At 69.6% G+C, this 16,000-nt stretch carries 11 protein-coding genes and 1 pseudogene; 6 read left to right on the top strand and 6 right to left on the bottom strand.

Going from position 1 to position 16,000, the window contains the following annotated elements; genetic code table 11:
* Position 1: 1 nt before the first annotated feature.
* The 4 genes from BM145_RS12845 to BM145_RS12830 all read right to left on the bottom strand — a co-directional run bounded on the left by BM145_RS12845 (position 2) and on the right by BM145_RS12830 (position 3,108).
* On the bottom strand, positions 2 to 451 hold the full coding sequence (locus tag BM145_RS12845; protein ID WP_093334057.1) for a VOC family protein: 450 nt from the start codon (positions 449 to 451) through the stop codon (positions 2 to 4).
* Positions 452 to 457: 6 nt separating this feature from the next.
* On the bottom strand, positions 458 to 1,192 hold the full coding sequence (locus BM145_RS12840) for an alpha/beta fold hydrolase (RefSeq protein WP_093334056.1): 735 nt from the start codon (positions 1,190 to 1,192) through the stop codon (positions 458 to 460).
* Between the two features lie 282 nt (positions 1,193 to 1,474).
* Positions 1,475 to 1,723 carry a DUF6356 family protein gene (locus tag BM145_RS12835; protein WP_093334055.1) on the bottom strand — a complete coding sequence of 83 codons (249 nt, stop codon included), beginning with the start codon at positions 1,721 to 1,723 and terminating at the stop codon, positions 1,475 to 1,477.
* Positions 1,720 to 3,108, bottom strand: a complete 1,389-nt coding sequence (locus BM145_RS12830) for a Mur ligase family protein (RefSeq protein WP_093334054.1) — start codon at positions 3,106 to 3,108, stop codon at positions 1,720 to 1,722. The genes BM145_RS12835 and BM145_RS12830 overlap by 4 nt, the downstream gene beginning before the upstream one ends.
* A gap of 48 nt (positions 3,109 to 3,156) precedes the next feature.
* On the opposite strand from BM145_RS12830, the gene BM145_RS12825 reads away from it, so the two are divergent.
* The 5 genes and pseudogenes from BM145_RS12825 to BM145_RS12810 all read left to right on the top strand — a co-directional run bounded on the left by BM145_RS12825 (position 3,157) and on the right by BM145_RS12810 (position 10,219).
* Entirely contained in the window at positions 3,157 to 3,972 is an 816-nt protein-coding gene (locus BM145_RS12825) for an LD-carboxypeptidase (protein ID WP_093334053.1), read from the top strand.
* 72 nt (positions 3,973 to 4,044) lie between these two features.
* Entirely contained in the window at positions 4,045 to 6,051 is a 2,007-nt protein-coding gene (thrS, locus tag BM145_RS12820; protein ID WP_093334052.1) for a threonine--tRNA ligase, read from the top strand.
* A pseudogene (locus BM145_RS16580) lies at positions 6,048 to 6,407 on the top strand (GNAT family N-acetyltransferase); the annotation flags it as partial. The gene thrS and the pseudogene BM145_RS16580, both read left to right, overlap by 4 nt.
* A gap of 144 nt (positions 6,408 to 6,551) precedes the next feature.
* Positions 6,552 to 7,085, top strand: coding sequence for a translation initiation factor IF-3 (gene infC / locus BM145_RS16250; RefSeq protein WP_218149663.1), 534 nt, complete (start codon positions 6,552 to 6,554; stop codon positions 7,083 to 7,085).
* Positions 7,086 to 7,327: 242 nt separating this feature from the next.
* Complete coding sequence (locus BM145_RS12810) at positions 7,328 to 10,219, top strand: TonB-dependent receptor (RefSeq protein ID WP_093334050.1); 2,892 nt, start codon at positions 7,328 to 7,330, stop codon at positions 10,217 to 10,219.
* Positions 10,220 to 10,279: 60 nt separating this feature from the next.
* Here the strand turns inward: BM145_RS12810 and BM145_RS12805 are convergent, their stop codons facing one another.
* A complete protein-coding gene (locus BM145_RS12805) occupies positions 10,280 to 13,006 on the bottom strand; it encodes a [protein-PII] uridylyltransferase (RefSeq protein WP_177200206.1) in 2,727 nt (908 codons plus the stop codon).
* On the opposite strand from BM145_RS12805, the gene BM145_RS12800 reads away from it, so the two are divergent.
* On the top strand, positions 13,005 to 13,418 hold the full coding sequence (locus BM145_RS12800; RefSeq protein WP_281244363.1) for a DMT family protein: 414 nt from the start codon (positions 13,005 to 13,007) through the stop codon (positions 13,416 to 13,418). The genes BM145_RS12805 and BM145_RS12800 overlap by 2 nt on opposite strands.
* Here BM145_RS12800 and mutS read toward each other — a convergent pair.
* Entirely contained in the window at positions 13,415 to 15,994 is a 2,580-nt protein-coding gene (gene mutS, locus BM145_RS12795; protein WP_093334140.1) for a DNA mismatch repair protein MutS, read from the bottom strand. The two genes, BM145_RS12800 and mutS, sit on opposite strands and share 4 nt — an antisense overlap.
* Positions 15,995 to 16,000 lie beyond the last annotated feature (6 nt).

Here is a 16,000-nt window from a genome sequence, read left to right as displayed (position 1 = left end):
TTTACCAGCTGCCGGTGTTGGGCATCGACGCCCAAGGCTCGGCAGGCTCGAGCGTGCCGTCCTGCAACAGTTCGATCGAGATGCCGTCGGGCGTCTTCACGAACGCCATATGGCCGTCGCGCGGCGGGCGGTGGACGATGTGCCCGGCGTCCACGATACGCTGGCAGGTGTCGTAGATGTTATCGACGCGGTAGGCGAGGTGGCCGAAATTGCGGCCGCCGGCATATTCCTCCGGCTGCTTGCCTTCTTCCGGCCAGTTGTAGGTCAGCTCCACCTCGGCGTTGGCGCGCTCGCCGGGAGCGTTCATGTCCTCGGGCGTGGCGAGGAAGATCAGCGTGAAGCGGCCCGCCTCGTTCTCCATCCGGCGGACCTCCTTCAGCCCGAGCAGTTCGAGAAAGGCGATGGTAGCGTCCGGATCGGCGACGCGGATCATGGTGTGGAGATATTTCATGCCGCCTTAAACGTCCGGCACCGCGGCTGTTTCCACCGCGGCCAGCACATCCTCCACGGCACGGACCAGGAGGGCGAGGTCGCCGCGGCGCGACAGCCGGTGGTCGCCGCCCTTGACCAGCATCGTCGTCACGTCGGACGAGGTGAGCAGTCCGGCGAGCTGGAGCGAGTGGCGCCAGGGCACGTCGGAATCGGCGTCGCCGTGGAGGAGGCGGACGGGACCATCGAAGGCCACGGGCCCGAACAGCAGCCGGTTCGCCTCGCCCGACGACCAGAAGGCGCGGGTATAGAGGGTGGGGGCGGGGCCGTAGGGATTGGTCCTTTCCAGCCGGCCGTGCCGGAGCAGGTACATCTTCTCGTCCTGCGTGAAGCCCCAATCGGTGAAATCGGGCGCGGCGGCGATGCCGACCAGGCCGACCACCTGCATGGGCCGAGCTTTGGCGGCGAGCAGCATCAGCCAGCCGCCCATCGACGAGCCGACCAGCACCGCCGGCCCGGTCGCGACCTGATCGAGCATCGCCAGCACGTCGTCGCGCCAGCCGGCCAGCGTCTGATCGGCGAACGCACCCTCCGACCGGCCGCAGCCGGCATAGTCGAAGCGCAGAAAGGCGCGGCCGGCGCTCTTCGCCCACGCCTCCAGCGCGAGCGCCTTGGTGCCGGTCATGTCGGAGGCGTAGCCAGGCAGGAACACCAGCGTCGGCCCGGTGCCGGGCGTGTGGTGGTAGGCGAGGCGATGGTTCATGCGGCGCGGCCGCGAGCGGGGGCGATCGGTTGGGGGTGCATGACGGTTCCGATAGCGGAACGTGGGTTTTTGGAACAGCGGCGGTCACTGTGTAACCCTGCCGTTGTTTCTTTCGCGACGTTCACCCCTTCGTCACCCCGGACTTGATCCGGGGTCCATCTCACAGCAGGAGCCGCTGCCCGTTGCTCTCGCGGACCCATGGACCCCGGATCAAGTCCGGGGTGACGGCGGAATCCGCTTCGTACCCGTCAATTATGATGGAGCGATCCGCCATCGGCCCCGTCAGATCACATATTCCACGGTCCGCCGCTCGGTCTCCGCGTCGCGCACGGCGCCGCGCTTGGCGACCATCTCGGTGTGGAGCGCCTGCACCGTGCGGCTGCCCGAGGTGGTGCACAGGAACGGGAACACGCCGTGCACCACCGCGCCGATCCCGCCCGCGATCATGCGGACGCCGAAGCGGGTGGCGACGCCGAAATGCTCGACATAGGTCTCCCCGACCGAGGCGGGATGTTCGGTGAACGGCTTCATCGTGCTCCTCCGGATTGGGTGAGTTCCCGTAGCATATCGGCGGCGAGAAGGCTCAACGTATCGTCGCGCGCGCCCATCACCACGACGCGATCGCCCGTCCGCGCCTGGGCGAGCAGTCGCCGTGCGCCGAGCAGCCGGTCGGCGTCGTGGTACGCCTCCGCGCCGGCGGCGGCGATGCGCGCGACAAAGGCGGCGCTGCCGGCCGAGCGGTCGACGGTGCCGCCGAAATAGGCGGGATCGGGAACGGTCAGTACGTCGCCGGGCGCCAGGCGGCGGGCGAACGTGTCGGCCAGCTCGGCGCCCATCTGCTTCAGGGGTCCGTAGCCGTGCGGCTGGAACAGCACGAGCAGGCGGCCCGGATGCGCGTGCAGCGTGTCCAGCGTGGCGGCGACCTTGTCCGGGTTGTGGCCGAAATCGTCGATCACGGCGATGCCGTTCGCCTCCCCGACCAGGTCGTAGCGGCGGCGCAGGCCGGTGAAGCCCTGCACCAGCCGTGCCGCCTCGGCCAGCGGCACGCCCGCCGCGCGCGCGGCGCCGATCGCGGCGAGCGCGTTGGAGACGTTGTGGCGGCCGGGCACCGACAGGCGCACGCGGTGCCGCTCCTCGCCCGCCACCAGGTCGAAGGCGATCGCGAACGGCTCCGGCGACAGGTTCTCGGCGCGCAGATCGGCGTCGCCCTCGACCACGAAGGTGGTCAGCCGCTCGCGCGGCAGGGTGGCGAGCAGGGCGGCGGTCTCTGCGTCGCCGACATTGGCGACGACGTGCTCGGCGCCCGCCACGAAGCCGGCGAACAGCGCGCGCAGCTCGTCCAGGCCCTTGTGATCGAGCGTGACGTTGTTGAGCACCGCGACGCGCGGCGCGTAGAGCGGAAAGGCGGAGTCGCTCTCGTCCACCTCGCTGACGAACGCCTCACCCCCGCCGACCAGCGCGCCGGCGCCGCCGAAATCCTTCATCATCGCGCCGTTGGTGACGGTCGGGTCGCGGCCGGCGGCGTGGAGAATGCGACCGATCATGCCGGTGACGGTGGACTTGCCGCTGGTGCCGGCGATGCCGATCGGCAGGGCGGCGGCGTTGAACATGCCCGCCAGCAGCGTCGCGCGCGTCGTCCGTGCCGCGCCCAATCGGTTGGCGGTGACGATGTCCGGCACGGTTTCCTCCACCGCGGCGGAGGCGACCACGGTGGCGTCGGCGGTGACGCCGCTGCCGTCCTGCGGGTAGAGCGCGATGCCGGCGGCGCGCAGAGCATCGAACTTGGCCGAGCCGCGCCCTTGGTCGAGTCCGCGGTCGGACCCCGCCACCTCCGCCCCGCCGGCGCGCAGCAGGGTGGCGAGCGGCAGCATCCCCGAGCCGCCGATGCCGACGAAGAAGAATTTGGCGTTGTTCATGCCCCCGCGCTATCGCCGCGCACGGTACGGGGCAAGGCGGAGGGGTGCATGCGGATCGGGGTGGTCGCCCCTGCGAGGCCGGTCGACCGGATCGTGGCGGCGCGCGCGGGCGCCTTCGCGGCGATCGCCTATCCGGAGGTGGACCTGGTGTTTCACCCGCAATGTTTCGAGAGCGAGGGCCATTTCGCCGGCTCCGACGCGGTCCGCGCGGCGGCGTTCCTGCAGGTCGCCAACGACCCCGCATACGATGCGATCTGGTTCGCGCGCGGCGGCTACGGATCGAACCGCATCCTGCGCGAGGTGATGCCGCGACTGGAGGAACCGGCGCGGCGCAAGGCCTATGCCGGCTTCTCCGACATGGGCTTCCTGCTCGGCGCGCTCTACGCCGCGCGTGTTGGTCGGCCGGTCCACGCGCCGATGGCGAGCGACATCAACCGCGCCAAGGGCGACGAGACGATCGCGCGCACGCTCGGCTGGCTGGTGCGCGGCGACCGGCAGGGGCTGGAGCCGGAGCTGGGCGGGCGCCCGGCGGCGGCGTTCAACCTCGCCATTCTCGACGCGCTGGTGGGGACGCCGTGGCTGCCCGACCTCGCCGATCACGTCCTGATCGTCGAGGAGGTGTCGGAACCGCTCTACCGCGTCGATCGGATGCTGTTCACCCTCGCCAACGCCACGCAGCTGAAGGGGATCGCGGGGCTCCGGCTGGGCGTGGTCAACGACGTGGTCGAGAACGACCCGCCCTGGGCCGAGTCGCTGGAGTCGATGATGCGGCGCTGGGCCGGGGACATGGGCGTGCCCTATCTCGGCCGCGCGCGCGTCGGCCACGCGCAGGACAATCACGTCGTGCCGTTCGGGATCGCGTAGCGGCGCACACTTGCCTATAGGTGGGGCAGGGCCGCATAGGTCGTGCCTTTCTCCAGCAGACGAGTTTTTTCGATGTCCGTCATGTTCCGTATCACGCTGCCCGACGGTTCCGTCCGCGAGGTCGCGCCCGGAACCACCCCGGCGGACGTGGCCGCGGCGATCGGGCCGGGTCTCGCCAAGGCGGCGCTGGCCGCGCGCATCGACGGGCAGGTGCGCGACCTGACGCGGCCGTTCGACGGCGACACCGCGCTGGAACTCGTCACCGCCAAGGACGAGAAGGACGCGCTGGAACTCGCCCGCCACGACTTCGCGCACGTCATGGCGGAGGCGGTGCAGCACCTGTTCCCCGGTACGCAGATCACCTTCGGTCCCGCGACCGAGGACGGCTTCTACTATGATTTCGCGCCGAAAGACCGTCCGTTCACCGACGAGGATCTGCCCGCGATCGAGGCGGAGATGCGCGCCATCATCGCGCGCAACGAGCCCTTCACGCGCGAGGTGTGGAGTCGCGAGCAGCTGATCGACACCTGGAAAAGCCAAGGCGAGACCTTCAAGGCCGAGTGGGCGGCCGAGCTGCCCGATGGCGAGGAGCTGACCATCTACCGGCAGGGCGCGTGGCTCGACATGTGCCGGGGCCCGCACATGGTGTCGACCGGCAAGCTGGACCCGAACGCCTTCAAGCTGACGCGCGTGTCGGGCGCCTATTGGCGCGGCGACCAGAACAATGCGATGCTTTCCCGCGTGTACGGCACCGGCTGGCTCAACAAGAAGCAGCTTGACCAGCACCTGTTCCGCCTGGAGGAGGCGGCGAAACGCGACCATCGCAAGATCGGCCAGGAGATGGACCTGTTTCACCTCCAGTCGGAGGCGCAGGGATCGGTCTTCTGGCACCCCAAGGGGTACATGATCTGGCGCCAGCTGGAGGCGTATATGCGCCGCCGCCTCGACGCCGCCGGCTACAGGGAAGTCAAGACCCCGCAGCTGATGGACGCGCGCCAGTGGGAACAGTCGGGCCACTGGGGCAAGTATCGCGAGAACATGTTCGTGGTGCCCGACGAGGTGCCGAACACCGAGGACGAGGGCGCGATCTTCACCGGCGAAGGCGACCTGATGGCGCTGAAGCCGATGAACTGCCCCGCGCACGTCCTCGTCTTCAAACAGGGCATCACCTCCTATCGCGACCTGCCGATCCGCATGGCGGAGTTCGGCTGCTGCCACAGGAACGAGCCGCACGGTGCGCTCCACGGCATCATGCGGGTGCGCCAGTTCACGCAGGACGACGCGCATATCTTCGTGCGCGAGGATCAGCTGGTGGGCGAGGTGCAGGCCTTCTGCGAGCTGCTCGACAGCGTCTACAAGGATCTGGGCTTCGAAGATTATGCCGTGAAGCTGGCGCTTCGGCCCGAGAAGCGCTTCGGCTCCGATGAGATGTGGGACCAGGCGGAGGACGAGCTGCGCCGAGCGGTCCACTCGTCCAATCTGCCCGAGGCGATCAAGGCGAAGTTCGAGGAACTGCCGGGCGAGGGGGCCTTCTACGCCCCCAAGCTGGAATTCCACCTGACCGACGCGATCGGGCGGACGTGGCAGGTCGGCACCATCCAGTCCGACCGCGTGCTGCCCGAGCGGCTCGACGCCGCCTATGTCGGCGCGGACGGCGAGCGGCACCGCCCGATCATGCTCCACCGCGCGATCCTGGGCACGTTCGAGCGGTTCATCGGCATCCTGATCGAGCATCATGCCGGCCGCTTCCCCCTGTGGCTCGCGCCGGTGCAGGCGGTGGTGGCGACGATCGTCTCCGACGCGGACGATTATGCCGGGCAGGTCGCGGCCGAACTGGCCAAGGCCGGCATCCGGGTCGAAACGGACCTGCGCAACGAGAAGATCAACTACAAGGTGCGCGAGCACAGCCTGGCCAAGGTCCCCAACCTGCTGGTCGTCGGCAAGCGCGAGGCGGACGAGGGCACCGTCGCGATCCGCCGCCTGGGCAGCCAGGGGCAGGAGGTGCTGACGCTCGCTGCCGCGATCGAGATGCTGCGCGCCGAAGCCACCCCGCCCGACCTGTCTGCCGGGAGGGCGTGACCGCCGGGGTCCGCGCCTCCCGTCCCGGCGACGCGCCGCGGCTGTTCGCCATCTGGGGCGACGCGGTCGACGCGACGCACCATTTCCTCGCCCCCGGCGACCGGTCGGCGATCGCCGGCCATCTCGCCCGCTACGTGCGGACCACGCCGCTCCTCGTGCTGGAGCGCGATGGCGTGGTGATGGGGTTTCTCGGCCAGACCGCGGGCCATGTCGACACGCTGTTCGTCGACCCGGCGGCGCACGGCCGCGGCGTCGGCCGCACGCTGATGGCGGCGTCGGCGGGCACCACGGTGGACGTCAACGAGGCGAACGGGGCGGCGATCGGCTTCTACCGGGCACTGGGTTTTCGCACGGTCGGCCGTTCCGCGGCGAACGACCGTGATCGGCCGTACCCGCTGTTGCATTTGCGACGCGCGGCAACTTCCAAATCGACGCGGGTTCGCCTATATGCGAATCAACCATCTTTAGCAGTTGCAGGAGCAATACCCATACGTCCTCCCATGATGCGCCGTCCCAACCAGGCGCCGCCGATGAACGGTCCCCGTTTCAACGAGTGGATCCAGAGCCCCAAGGTCCGCGTGATCGACCATGAGGGTGAGAATCTCGGCGTGATGTTCACGCGCGAGGCGATGGAGCAGGCGCAGGGTCTCGGCCTCGATCTGGTCGAGGTGTCGCCCAACGCCGATCCGCCCGTCGCCAAGTTCCTCGACGTCGGCAAGTTCAAGTACGAGGCGCAGAAAAAGGCGAACCTCGCCCGCAAATCGCAGAAGACGCAGGAGATCAAGGAGATCAAGATGCGTCCGAACATCGACGACCATGACTACGACACCAAGATGAAGAAGGTGGAGGAGTTCATCGGCGAGGGCGACAAGGTGAAGGTCACCATGCGCTTCCGTGGTCGCGAACTCTCCCACGGCCAGCTCGGCATGGCGGTGCTCCAGCGTGTCGCCGAGCAGGTGGCGGAAACCGCCAAGGTGGAGGCTTATCCGCGCATGGAAGGCCGGCAGATGCTGATGGTGCTCGCGCCCAAGTAACGGCGCGGCGCGACACGCGCAGGCGAACAGGAGGGCGGTCCCGCGGGGCCGCCCTTTCTCGTTGGAGCCGGAGCCGGAGCCGCGCGGCGGGCGGAATCTTGTTGCACTGCATCATGTTGCGCGGCGGCGACACTTTGCCTGAAATGCATTGCCGATCTTCGAAAGCGGTGGACGCTGCCCCCTGTAGCTCTCTACCCAAGGGACAAACCTGATATTCAAAAAATAAGGGGAGAGATGCCATTATGCGCCTGACCGCGTACCTGCTGTCCGCCGTGGCGACCGCCGCGATCGCCGTGCCTGCCGCCGCGCAGCAGGAGGTGCCCCCCACCGCCGCCGAGCAGCAGGTGCCGACGCAGGGCACCGCCAACGCGGCGGTCCAGTCCAACTCCCCCAACGGCGGCACCGCCCAGTCCGAGGCGGCGTCGACCAACGCCGGCGACATCATCGTCACCGCCACCCGCCGTGCCAGCCCGCTGTCGGACGTGCCGATCGCGGTCAGCGCGGTGACGCAGGCGCAGTTACAGAATTCCGGCGCCAACGACATCCGCCAGCTCAACCAGCTCGCCCCGTCGCTGCTCGTCTCGTCGACCGGCAACGAGTCGAACGCGTCGGCCCGTATCCGCGGCATCGGCACGGTCGGCGACAATCCCGGCCTGGAAAGCTCGGTCGCGACCTTCATCGACGGCGTGTACCGCAGCCGCACCGGCGTCGGCCTGAACGAGCTCGGCGAGATCGAGCGCGTCGAGGTGCTGCGCGGTCCGCAGGGTACGCTGTTCGGCCGCAACGCGTCGGCGGGCCTCATCAACATCGTCACGCGTGGGCCGGAGTTCACCTTCGGCGGCTTCGGCGAGGCGACCTACGGCAATTACGACAATTACCGCTTTCAGGGCGGCCTGACCGGCCCGCTGATCGGCGACGTGGTCGCGTTCCGCGTTGACGGCGTCTACAACAAGCGCGACGGCTTCCTGAAGAATATCACGCAAGCAGGCGGCAGCGAGCGGCAGGTCAACGATCGTGACCGCTACCTCGTCCGCGGTCAGCTGCTGTTCAAGACCAACGACATTTCGTTCCGGCTGATCGGCGACTTCAGCCGTCGCGACGAGAGCTGCTGCGGCGCGACCTATTACAGCAAGTTCGAGACGTTCGATCCGACGCCCGCGACGAACACGACCGGAGCGAACGGCGCGACCGTCAACACCGACGGAGCCTTCGCCTACGCCGATTCGAACCGCATCCTGGGCGTGCTCAACCGCCTGGGCGCGGTGCGGCCGACCACCAACCAGTTCGCCGATCCGTTCGACCGCCGCGTTGCGATCTCGCCGGGTCGGACGTATCGCAACATCACCAAGGATTATGGCGGGTCGGGCCAGCTCGACTGGGATTTCGGCGGTGCCAACCTGACGTCGATCACCGCTTACCGCGAGTTCAAGTCGGGCAACGCGGCCGATACCGATTATGGCAACGTCGACTTCAGCTACCGTGACACGGACTCCTTCCGCCAGTTCAAGACCTTCACGCAGGAACTGCGGCTCCAGGGTTCGCTGTTCGACGGCAAGGTCGACTGGCTGGTCGGCGGCTTCTACAGCCACGAGAAGCTGCGCCTGGTCGACAGCACGCGCTTCGGCACGCAGTACGGTACCTTCGCCGCCTGTCGTCTGGTCGCAACGTTCAATCCGGCCATCGCATTGCAGAACCAGGACGCCTCAGGCTGCCTCAGCACGGCTGGTCGCGCCACGTTCCTCAACACCTTCGGAACAGCGCTTGGCACTGCCATCACGACCGGTCTCGACAATCTCTCGGGTAGGGTCGCCGGCGGCGTGCGGACGGGTGGCGTCAACAACGTCGGCGACACGCGCTCCAACTATCGCCAGACCAGCGAGAATTTCGCCTTCTTCACGCACAACATCGTCAACATTACCGACCAACTCTCGCTAACGCTCGGTCTGCGCTACACGCGTGAGGAGAAGCGGTTCCGGGCCGCGCTCAACAACAACAATACGGTTTGCCCTGCCCAGCAGAACCTGCTGTCGCCGCTGCTGGCTAGCACAGCTGTTCCCGGAAGCGCCAAGCCGTTCATCGGCGCGATCATCACGCTGACCTGCACAGGCAACAGCACCGCGGCGCTCAACGGCCTAAACCTGCGCGACGGGTTCAAGGACGGCGAGTTCACCGGGACCGCGGTCCTGTCGTACAAGCCGACCGAGCGGCTGATGACCTACGCCTCCTACGCCAAGGGCTACAAGGCGGGCGGCTACAATCTCGACCGCTCGAACCTGGGCACCGCGACGCGCGGCAACGTCTTCTCCTCGCCCACCAACGCGGACGCCCCCGGCCTGCGCTTCGACGCGGAGAAGGTCGACGCGTACGAGATCGGCGCCAAGTACAACATCTCGGGCCAGTTCAACCTCAACGTCGCGGCGTTCCGGCAGGAGTTCAAGGACTTCCAGCTGAACACCTTCAACGGTTCGGTGTTCGTGGTGCAGAACATCCAGGGGTGCAGCAACAACCTGGCCGGCGCGGACACGGACAGCGTCCAGTTCAACGGGACCTGCGTCGGTGACGCCGATCGCCGCGGCGTGATCTCGCAGGGCGTCGAGGTCGAGGCGACGCTGTCGCCGATCCGCGACTTCACGGTCTCGGCTGGCTACACCTATGCCGACACGTTCTTCCGTCGCAACCTGGTCGGCAACTCGCAGGGCGCGGCGCTCGATCCGGCGCTGTTCCTGCTGCCCGGCAACCAGATGTCGAACGCGCCCAAGAACGTCGTCACCACGTCGTTCACCTGGACGCCGGCGATCGGATCGGGGGGCTTGCGCGGCCTGGTCTACGTCGACAGCCGCACCACCTCCGACTACAACACCGGTTCCGATCTGGCGCCGGAGAAGATCCAGGACGGTTTCTCGGTCGTGAACGCCCGCGTCGGTATCCGCGGGCGCGATCAGCTCTGGGCGGTGGAGCTGTGGGCGCAGAACGTGTTCAACAAGGATTACATCCAGGTCGCGTTCAACTCGCCGTTCCAGGGTGCCGGCTCGATCGCCAACGTGCAGCGTTTCGGCGGCACCGCCAACGCGCTCTACTCGGCCTTCCTCGCCGAGCCGCGTACCTACGGCGTGACGCTGCGCTCGCGCTTCTGATCCAAGGGTAGGAGAGGGAAGGGCCGGTCCGCCGACAGAGCGGGCCGGCCCTTCTCGTTTTCAGGCGGCCAGCTCGACCTCGCCGCCGGCCGCCGCGGCGAGCAGCCGCTTCTCCAGCGTGCGCAGCCGCGCCGAGGCGACGATGCGATCGCCGGTCAGGTCGGTCAGGTAGAACACGTCCACCGCCCGCTCGCCGTACGTGGCGACATGGGCGGAGTGGATCGTCACCTTGGACTGGAACAGCGCCTGGGCGAGCTGGTGCAGCAGCGCCGGCCGGTCGCGGGCGTTGACCTCGACCACGGTGAAGCGGTTGGACGCGGCGTTGTCGATCAGCACGTTGGGCGCGATCGCGAACGCGTCCGCCCGCGGCCGTGCGGCGGGCTTGGCGACCAGCCGGTCGGTGAGCTTGGTGCGGTTGGCGAGCGCGTCCTCGATCGCGACGCGCAGCCGGGCGAGCTGGCTCGCATCGTCGAACGGCCGGCCATACGGGTCCTGTACCAGGAAATTGTCGATCGCCATGCCGTCGCGCGTGGTGTGGATGCGCGCGTCGATGATGTTGCCGCCCGCCACGTGGATCGCGCCGGCGATCCGGTAGAACAGGCCGGGATGGTCGGCGGCGTAGATCGTCACCAGCGTCGCGCCGCGATCGGGATAGACCTGCGCGTCGATGACGAGGCTGTCCTGCGCGGCGTCGATCAGGCGGACATTGTGGGCCAGCACGTCGTCGGGCTCGGCGATCCAATAGGCGTCGGGCAGCCGCGCGACGACCGCGGCCAGGCGGTCCTCTTCCCAGTCGAGCATCTCGGCGAGGCGCGCCTGCTTGGCGGCGATCCGCTCGGTCCGGCCGCGCTGCTTGTGGCCCAGGCGCAGCACCTCCTCGGCCGCCTCGTACAGATCGGCGAGCAGCTGGCGCTTCCAGCCGTTCCAGGTGCCGGGGCCGACCGCGCGAATGTCGACCACGGTCAGGACGAGCAGCAGGCGCAGCCGTTCCGGACTGGCGACCTGGCCGGCGAAATCGAGAATGGTCTTGAAATCGGACAGGTCGCGCTTGAACGCCGTGGCGGACATCAGCAGGTGATGGCGGACCAGCCAGGCGACCGTCTCCGTCTCGGCCGGGGTCAGGCCCAGGCGCGGGCCCAGCCGCTCGGCGACCTCTGCGCCCAGCACCGAATGGTCGCCGCCGCGGCCCTTGGCGATGTCGTGGAACAGCACCGCGACGCGCAGCGCCCGGCGCGACACCGTCTGGCCGACGGCGGCCGACGCGATCGGATGCGCCTCCTTCTCCAGCCCGCCCTCGATCCGCGCGAGTAGGCCGATCGCGCGGATGGTGTGCTCGTCGACGGTGTAATGATGGTACATGTCGAATTGCGACTGGGCGACGATGCGGCCGAAATCGGGGAGGAGGCGCCCCATCACGCCCGCCTCGTTCATCCAGCGCAGCACCAGTTCAGGGTCGCGCGGGGACGTCAGCACGTCCAGGAACAGCGCGTTGGCCTTTGGAGAGCGGCGATGCTCGTCGAGCAGCTTGGCATCGCGCGCGGCGGCGCGCATCGCCAGCGGATGGATTTCCAGCCGGTGCAGGTCGGCGAGCTGGAAGATCTCCACCAGTCGCACCGGCTCCTCGCGAAAGAAATCGTCGCGCGGCAGTGCCAGGCGACCGCGGTCGAGCACGAAGCCGTGGAGCTTGCCCGGCTTGCGCCGAATGGTCGGCAGCAGATGAGGCAGGCCGAAGCGGCGGCCGCGCGCGGCGAACCGCTCGTCGAGATGCGCCAGGAACACGCCCGACAGCGTGCCCACCGCGCGCGCCTGGAGGAAGTAGAACTGCATGAACCGCTCCACCGCCGACTTGCCCGCGCGGTCGCGGAACCGCATCCGCGCCGCGACCTCGCGCTGGACGTCGAAGGTCAGCCGGTCCTCGGCACGGCCGGTGATGACGTGGAGGTGGCAGCGGACCGCCCACAGGAACTCGTCCGCGCGGTGGAACAGCCGGTACTCGGCGGGCGTGAACAGGTCGCGCTCCATCAGCTGGCGGGCGCGGTCGACGTCGTACACGTACTTGCCGATCCAGAACAGCGTGTGGAGATCGCGCAGCCCGCCCTTGCCCTCCTTGACGTTGGGCTCGACCACGTAGCGGGTGTCGCCCATCCGGCGGTGGCGCGCGTCGCGCTCGACCAGCTTGTCGGCGACGAAGCGCCGCTCCGTGCCGGCCTGCACCTCCGTCTTGAAGCGCCGCGACGCTTCCGCCCATACCGGCTCGCTGCCGGCGACCAGCCGCGCCTCGAGCAGCGCGGTGCACACGGTCACGTCGGCCTTGGCCTGGCGCACCATCTCCCCCAGCGAGCGGGCGGAGTGGCCGACCTTCAGCCCCAGGTCCCACAAGGCGTAGAGCACCGCCTCGACCACCTGCTGCGCGTGCGGCGAGGGATCGGCGGCGGTGAGGAAGCCGATGTCCACGTCGGAGTGGGCGGCCATCTCGGCGCGGCCGTACCCGCCGACGGCGATCAGCGCGATCGGCTCGGCCTGCGGGTAGAGGCGGGTCGCACTGTCGAGCAGCAGGCGGAGCAGCTGATCGATCAGATAGGCCTGCCCGCCCGCCGCCTCCAGCCCGCGGGCGGGATGGTCGAGCAGGCGGCGGGCGATCTCGGCGCGCCCCTGCGCCAGCGCCTCGCGCAGCAGCGGCACGAGGCGCGCAGGGATCGGGTCGGGGAGCGCGGCGATCCGCTCGGCGAGGGTACGACGGTCGACGATCGCGCGGCGGTGGGAGAGATGGTCGAAACGGCCGGTCATGGCCGCTACCATGGCGCCTGCGCACGCGGGACGCCAGCGGTGGACCCGTCTGCTCCGCGGGGTGCAGGTAGCGGCGACGCCGACGATCCTGCTGCTCACCGCGTCCAACATCTTCATGACGGTGGCGTGGTACTGGCACCTGAAGGGCGGCATGAACAAGCCGTTGGCCGCGGTGGTGGCGATCAGCTGGGGGATCGCCCTGTTCGAATATTGCCTGGCGGTGCCCGCCAATCGGCTCGGCTATTCCAGCGGGTGGAGCGCGGGTCAGTTGAAGGTCACGCAGGAGGTGATCGCGCTCACCGTGTTCGGCATGTTCATGGTCGCCGTGCTGGGCGAACCGCTGACCTGGCGCCACGGCGCGGCGTTCGCGTGCCTCGTCGCAGCGGCGGCGTTCCTGTTCGTCGGACGTTAGGACGCGCCGTCGCGCGCCAGTGCCTTCAGCCGGTACAGGGTGTCGAGCGCCTCGCGCGGGGTGAGCGCGTCGACGTCGAGCGACTCGACCTCCGCCCGGATCGCGTCGCAGGCCTGCTCCTCGGTAACGGCGGCGGCGGCGAAGAGGGGGAGATCGTCCAGCCCCGCGGCGAGGCCCCCCGTCTTGGCGCGCCCCGCCTCCAGCTTGGCGAGCACCGCCTTGGCGCGTGCCACCGTCTGCGGCGCCATGCCGGCGAGGCGCGCGACGGCCAGGCCGTAGCTGCGGTCGGCGGGGCCGTCGGCGAGTTCGTGGAGCAGCACCAGCTCGCCCTTCCACTCGCGGGCGCGGACATGGTGGAGCGACAGCGCGTCGCAGCGCTCCGCCAGCCGCGTCAGCTCGTGGTAATGCGTCGCGAACAGGCAGCGGCAGCGATTGTCCTCGTGGATCGCCTCCACCACCGCCCAGGCGATGGCGAGCCCGTCATAGGTGGAGGTGCCGCGGCCGACCTCGTCGAGGATCACGAAGCTCCTCGGCGTCGCCTGCGCCAGGATCGCGGCGGTTTCCACCATCTCGACCATGAACGTCGATCGCCCGCGCGCCAGATTGTCCGACGCGCCGACGCGGCTGAACAGCCGGTCAACCAGCCCCAGCGTCGCGGCGGCGGCGGGCACGTAGCTGCCGGCCTGCGCGAGCACGGCAATCAATGCATTCTGGCGCAGGAAGGTCGACTTGCCGCCCATGTTGGGACCGGTGACGAGCCATAGCCGCGATCCCTCCGACAGGCGGCAGTCGTTGGCGACGAACCGGTCGCCCGACCGCGCCACCGCCGCCTCGACGACGGGGTGGCGGCCGCCCTCGACGTCGAAACAGGTGTGCTCGACCAGCTTCGGCCGCGCCCAGCCGCCTTCCGCCGCCCGCTCGGCGAGCGAGGCGGCGACGTCGAGCCGGGCGAGCGCGTCAGCGGTGGCGGCGATCGCCTCGCGGACGCCGAGCGCCTGTGCGGTCAAATCCTCCAGATGCGCGGCCTCGGCGGCGAGCGCGTGGGCGCCGGCTTGCGATACCTTCTGCGCCACCTCGTGCAGCGCCGGCGTGTTGAAGCGGACCACGCCGGCCAGGGTCTGACGATGGGTGAAGCCGCTGTCGGGCCGCATCAGCGCGTCCGCCGCGCGCGCGGGCACCTCCACGTGATAGCCGAGCACGTTGTTGTGGCGGATCTTCAACGTGGAAACACCCGTGGCGCCCCGCATCTCCGCCTCCAGCGCGGCGATGGCGCGGCGACCGCCGGCGCCCGCGTCGCGCAGGTCGTCCAGCGCGACGTCGTAGCCGGCCGCGATATAGCCGCCGTCCGACGCCTCGATCGGCGGCGCGGGGACGAGCGCGCGGCGCAGCAGGTCGATCAGCGCGCCGTGGCCGCGTAGGCGCGGCGCGATCTCCGCGAGCAGGGCCGGGCCCTCGCTGCCGATCCGCTCGCCCAGCGCCCATGCGCCGTCGAGTCCGTCGCGAAGCTGGCCCAGATCGCGCGGGCTGCCCCGCCCCGCGGCGAGCCGGCCGATCGCGCGGGCGATGTCGGGGAGCGCGCGCAGTGCCGCCCGCAACCGCTCGCGCACGGCGCCATCGTCGTGAAACCAGGCGACCAGGTCGAGCCGCGCGTCGATCGCCGCCTTGTCCATCAGCGGCGCGCCGAGGTCGGCGGCGAGCGCCCGCGCGCCCGCGCCCGTGACGGTGCGGTCGATCGCGTCGAGCAGGCTTCCCTTGCGCTGCCCGCCGGTGGTGCAGGTCAGCTCCAGGCTGTCGCGCGTCGCCGCGTCGATCGCCATCGTCGTCGCCGCGCGGTGCACCACCGGCGGCCGCAGGAAGGGCAGGGCGCCCTTGGCGGTATGGTCGAGATACGCGACCAGGCCGCCCGCCGCGGCCAGCTCCGCGCGCCCGAGCGTGCCGAATCCGTCGAGCGTGGCGACAGCGAACAGCCGCTTCAACCGGGCCTCGCCGGCGCCGCTATCGAACTCCGCCTTGGAGCGCAGCGTGGTGGCGGCCCCCGCGAAGTCGCCCGTCTCGCACGCGACCACCTCGGCCGCGGCCAGCCGGGCGAGTTCGGCGGGGACCGTGGCGGAATCGAGCGCGATCACCTGGAACCGCCCGGTCGATACGTCGGCCGCGGCGAGCGCGACCTGCCCGCCGGCCTCGCCGATCGCAACGCACCAATTGTCGGCCCGCGCGTCGAGCAGCGCCTCCTCGGTCAGCGTACCGGCGGTGACGACGCGGACGATCGCGCGATTGACCAGCGCCTTGGACCCGCGCGCTTTGCGCGCCGCCTCCGGGCTCTCGGTCTGCTCGGCGATGGCGACGCGGTGCCCCGCCTTGATGAGCCGCTGGAGATAGGCGGTGGCGGCGTGCACGGGTACGCCGCACATCGGCACCTTCTCTCCCCCATGCTCGCCGCGCGCGGTCAGCGCGATATCGAGCACCCCCGCCGCGATCCGCGCATCCTCGAAGAACAGTTCAAAAAAATCGCCCATGCGGTAGAAGAGCAGGCAGTCCTGCGCCTCCGCCTTCAGGGCGTGGTACTGCGCCATCATCGGCGT

Origin of the sequence: Sphingomonas rubra (genome assembly GCF_900115745.1) — a bacterium.
GTDB classification, from domain to species: Bacteria; Pseudomonadota; Alphaproteobacteria; order Sphingomonadales; family Sphingomonadaceae; genus Sphingomonas; species Sphingomonas rubra.
The sequence above is the reverse complement of the archived record's forward strand: the minus strand, read 5'-3'. Positions and strand labels throughout refer to the sequence as shown.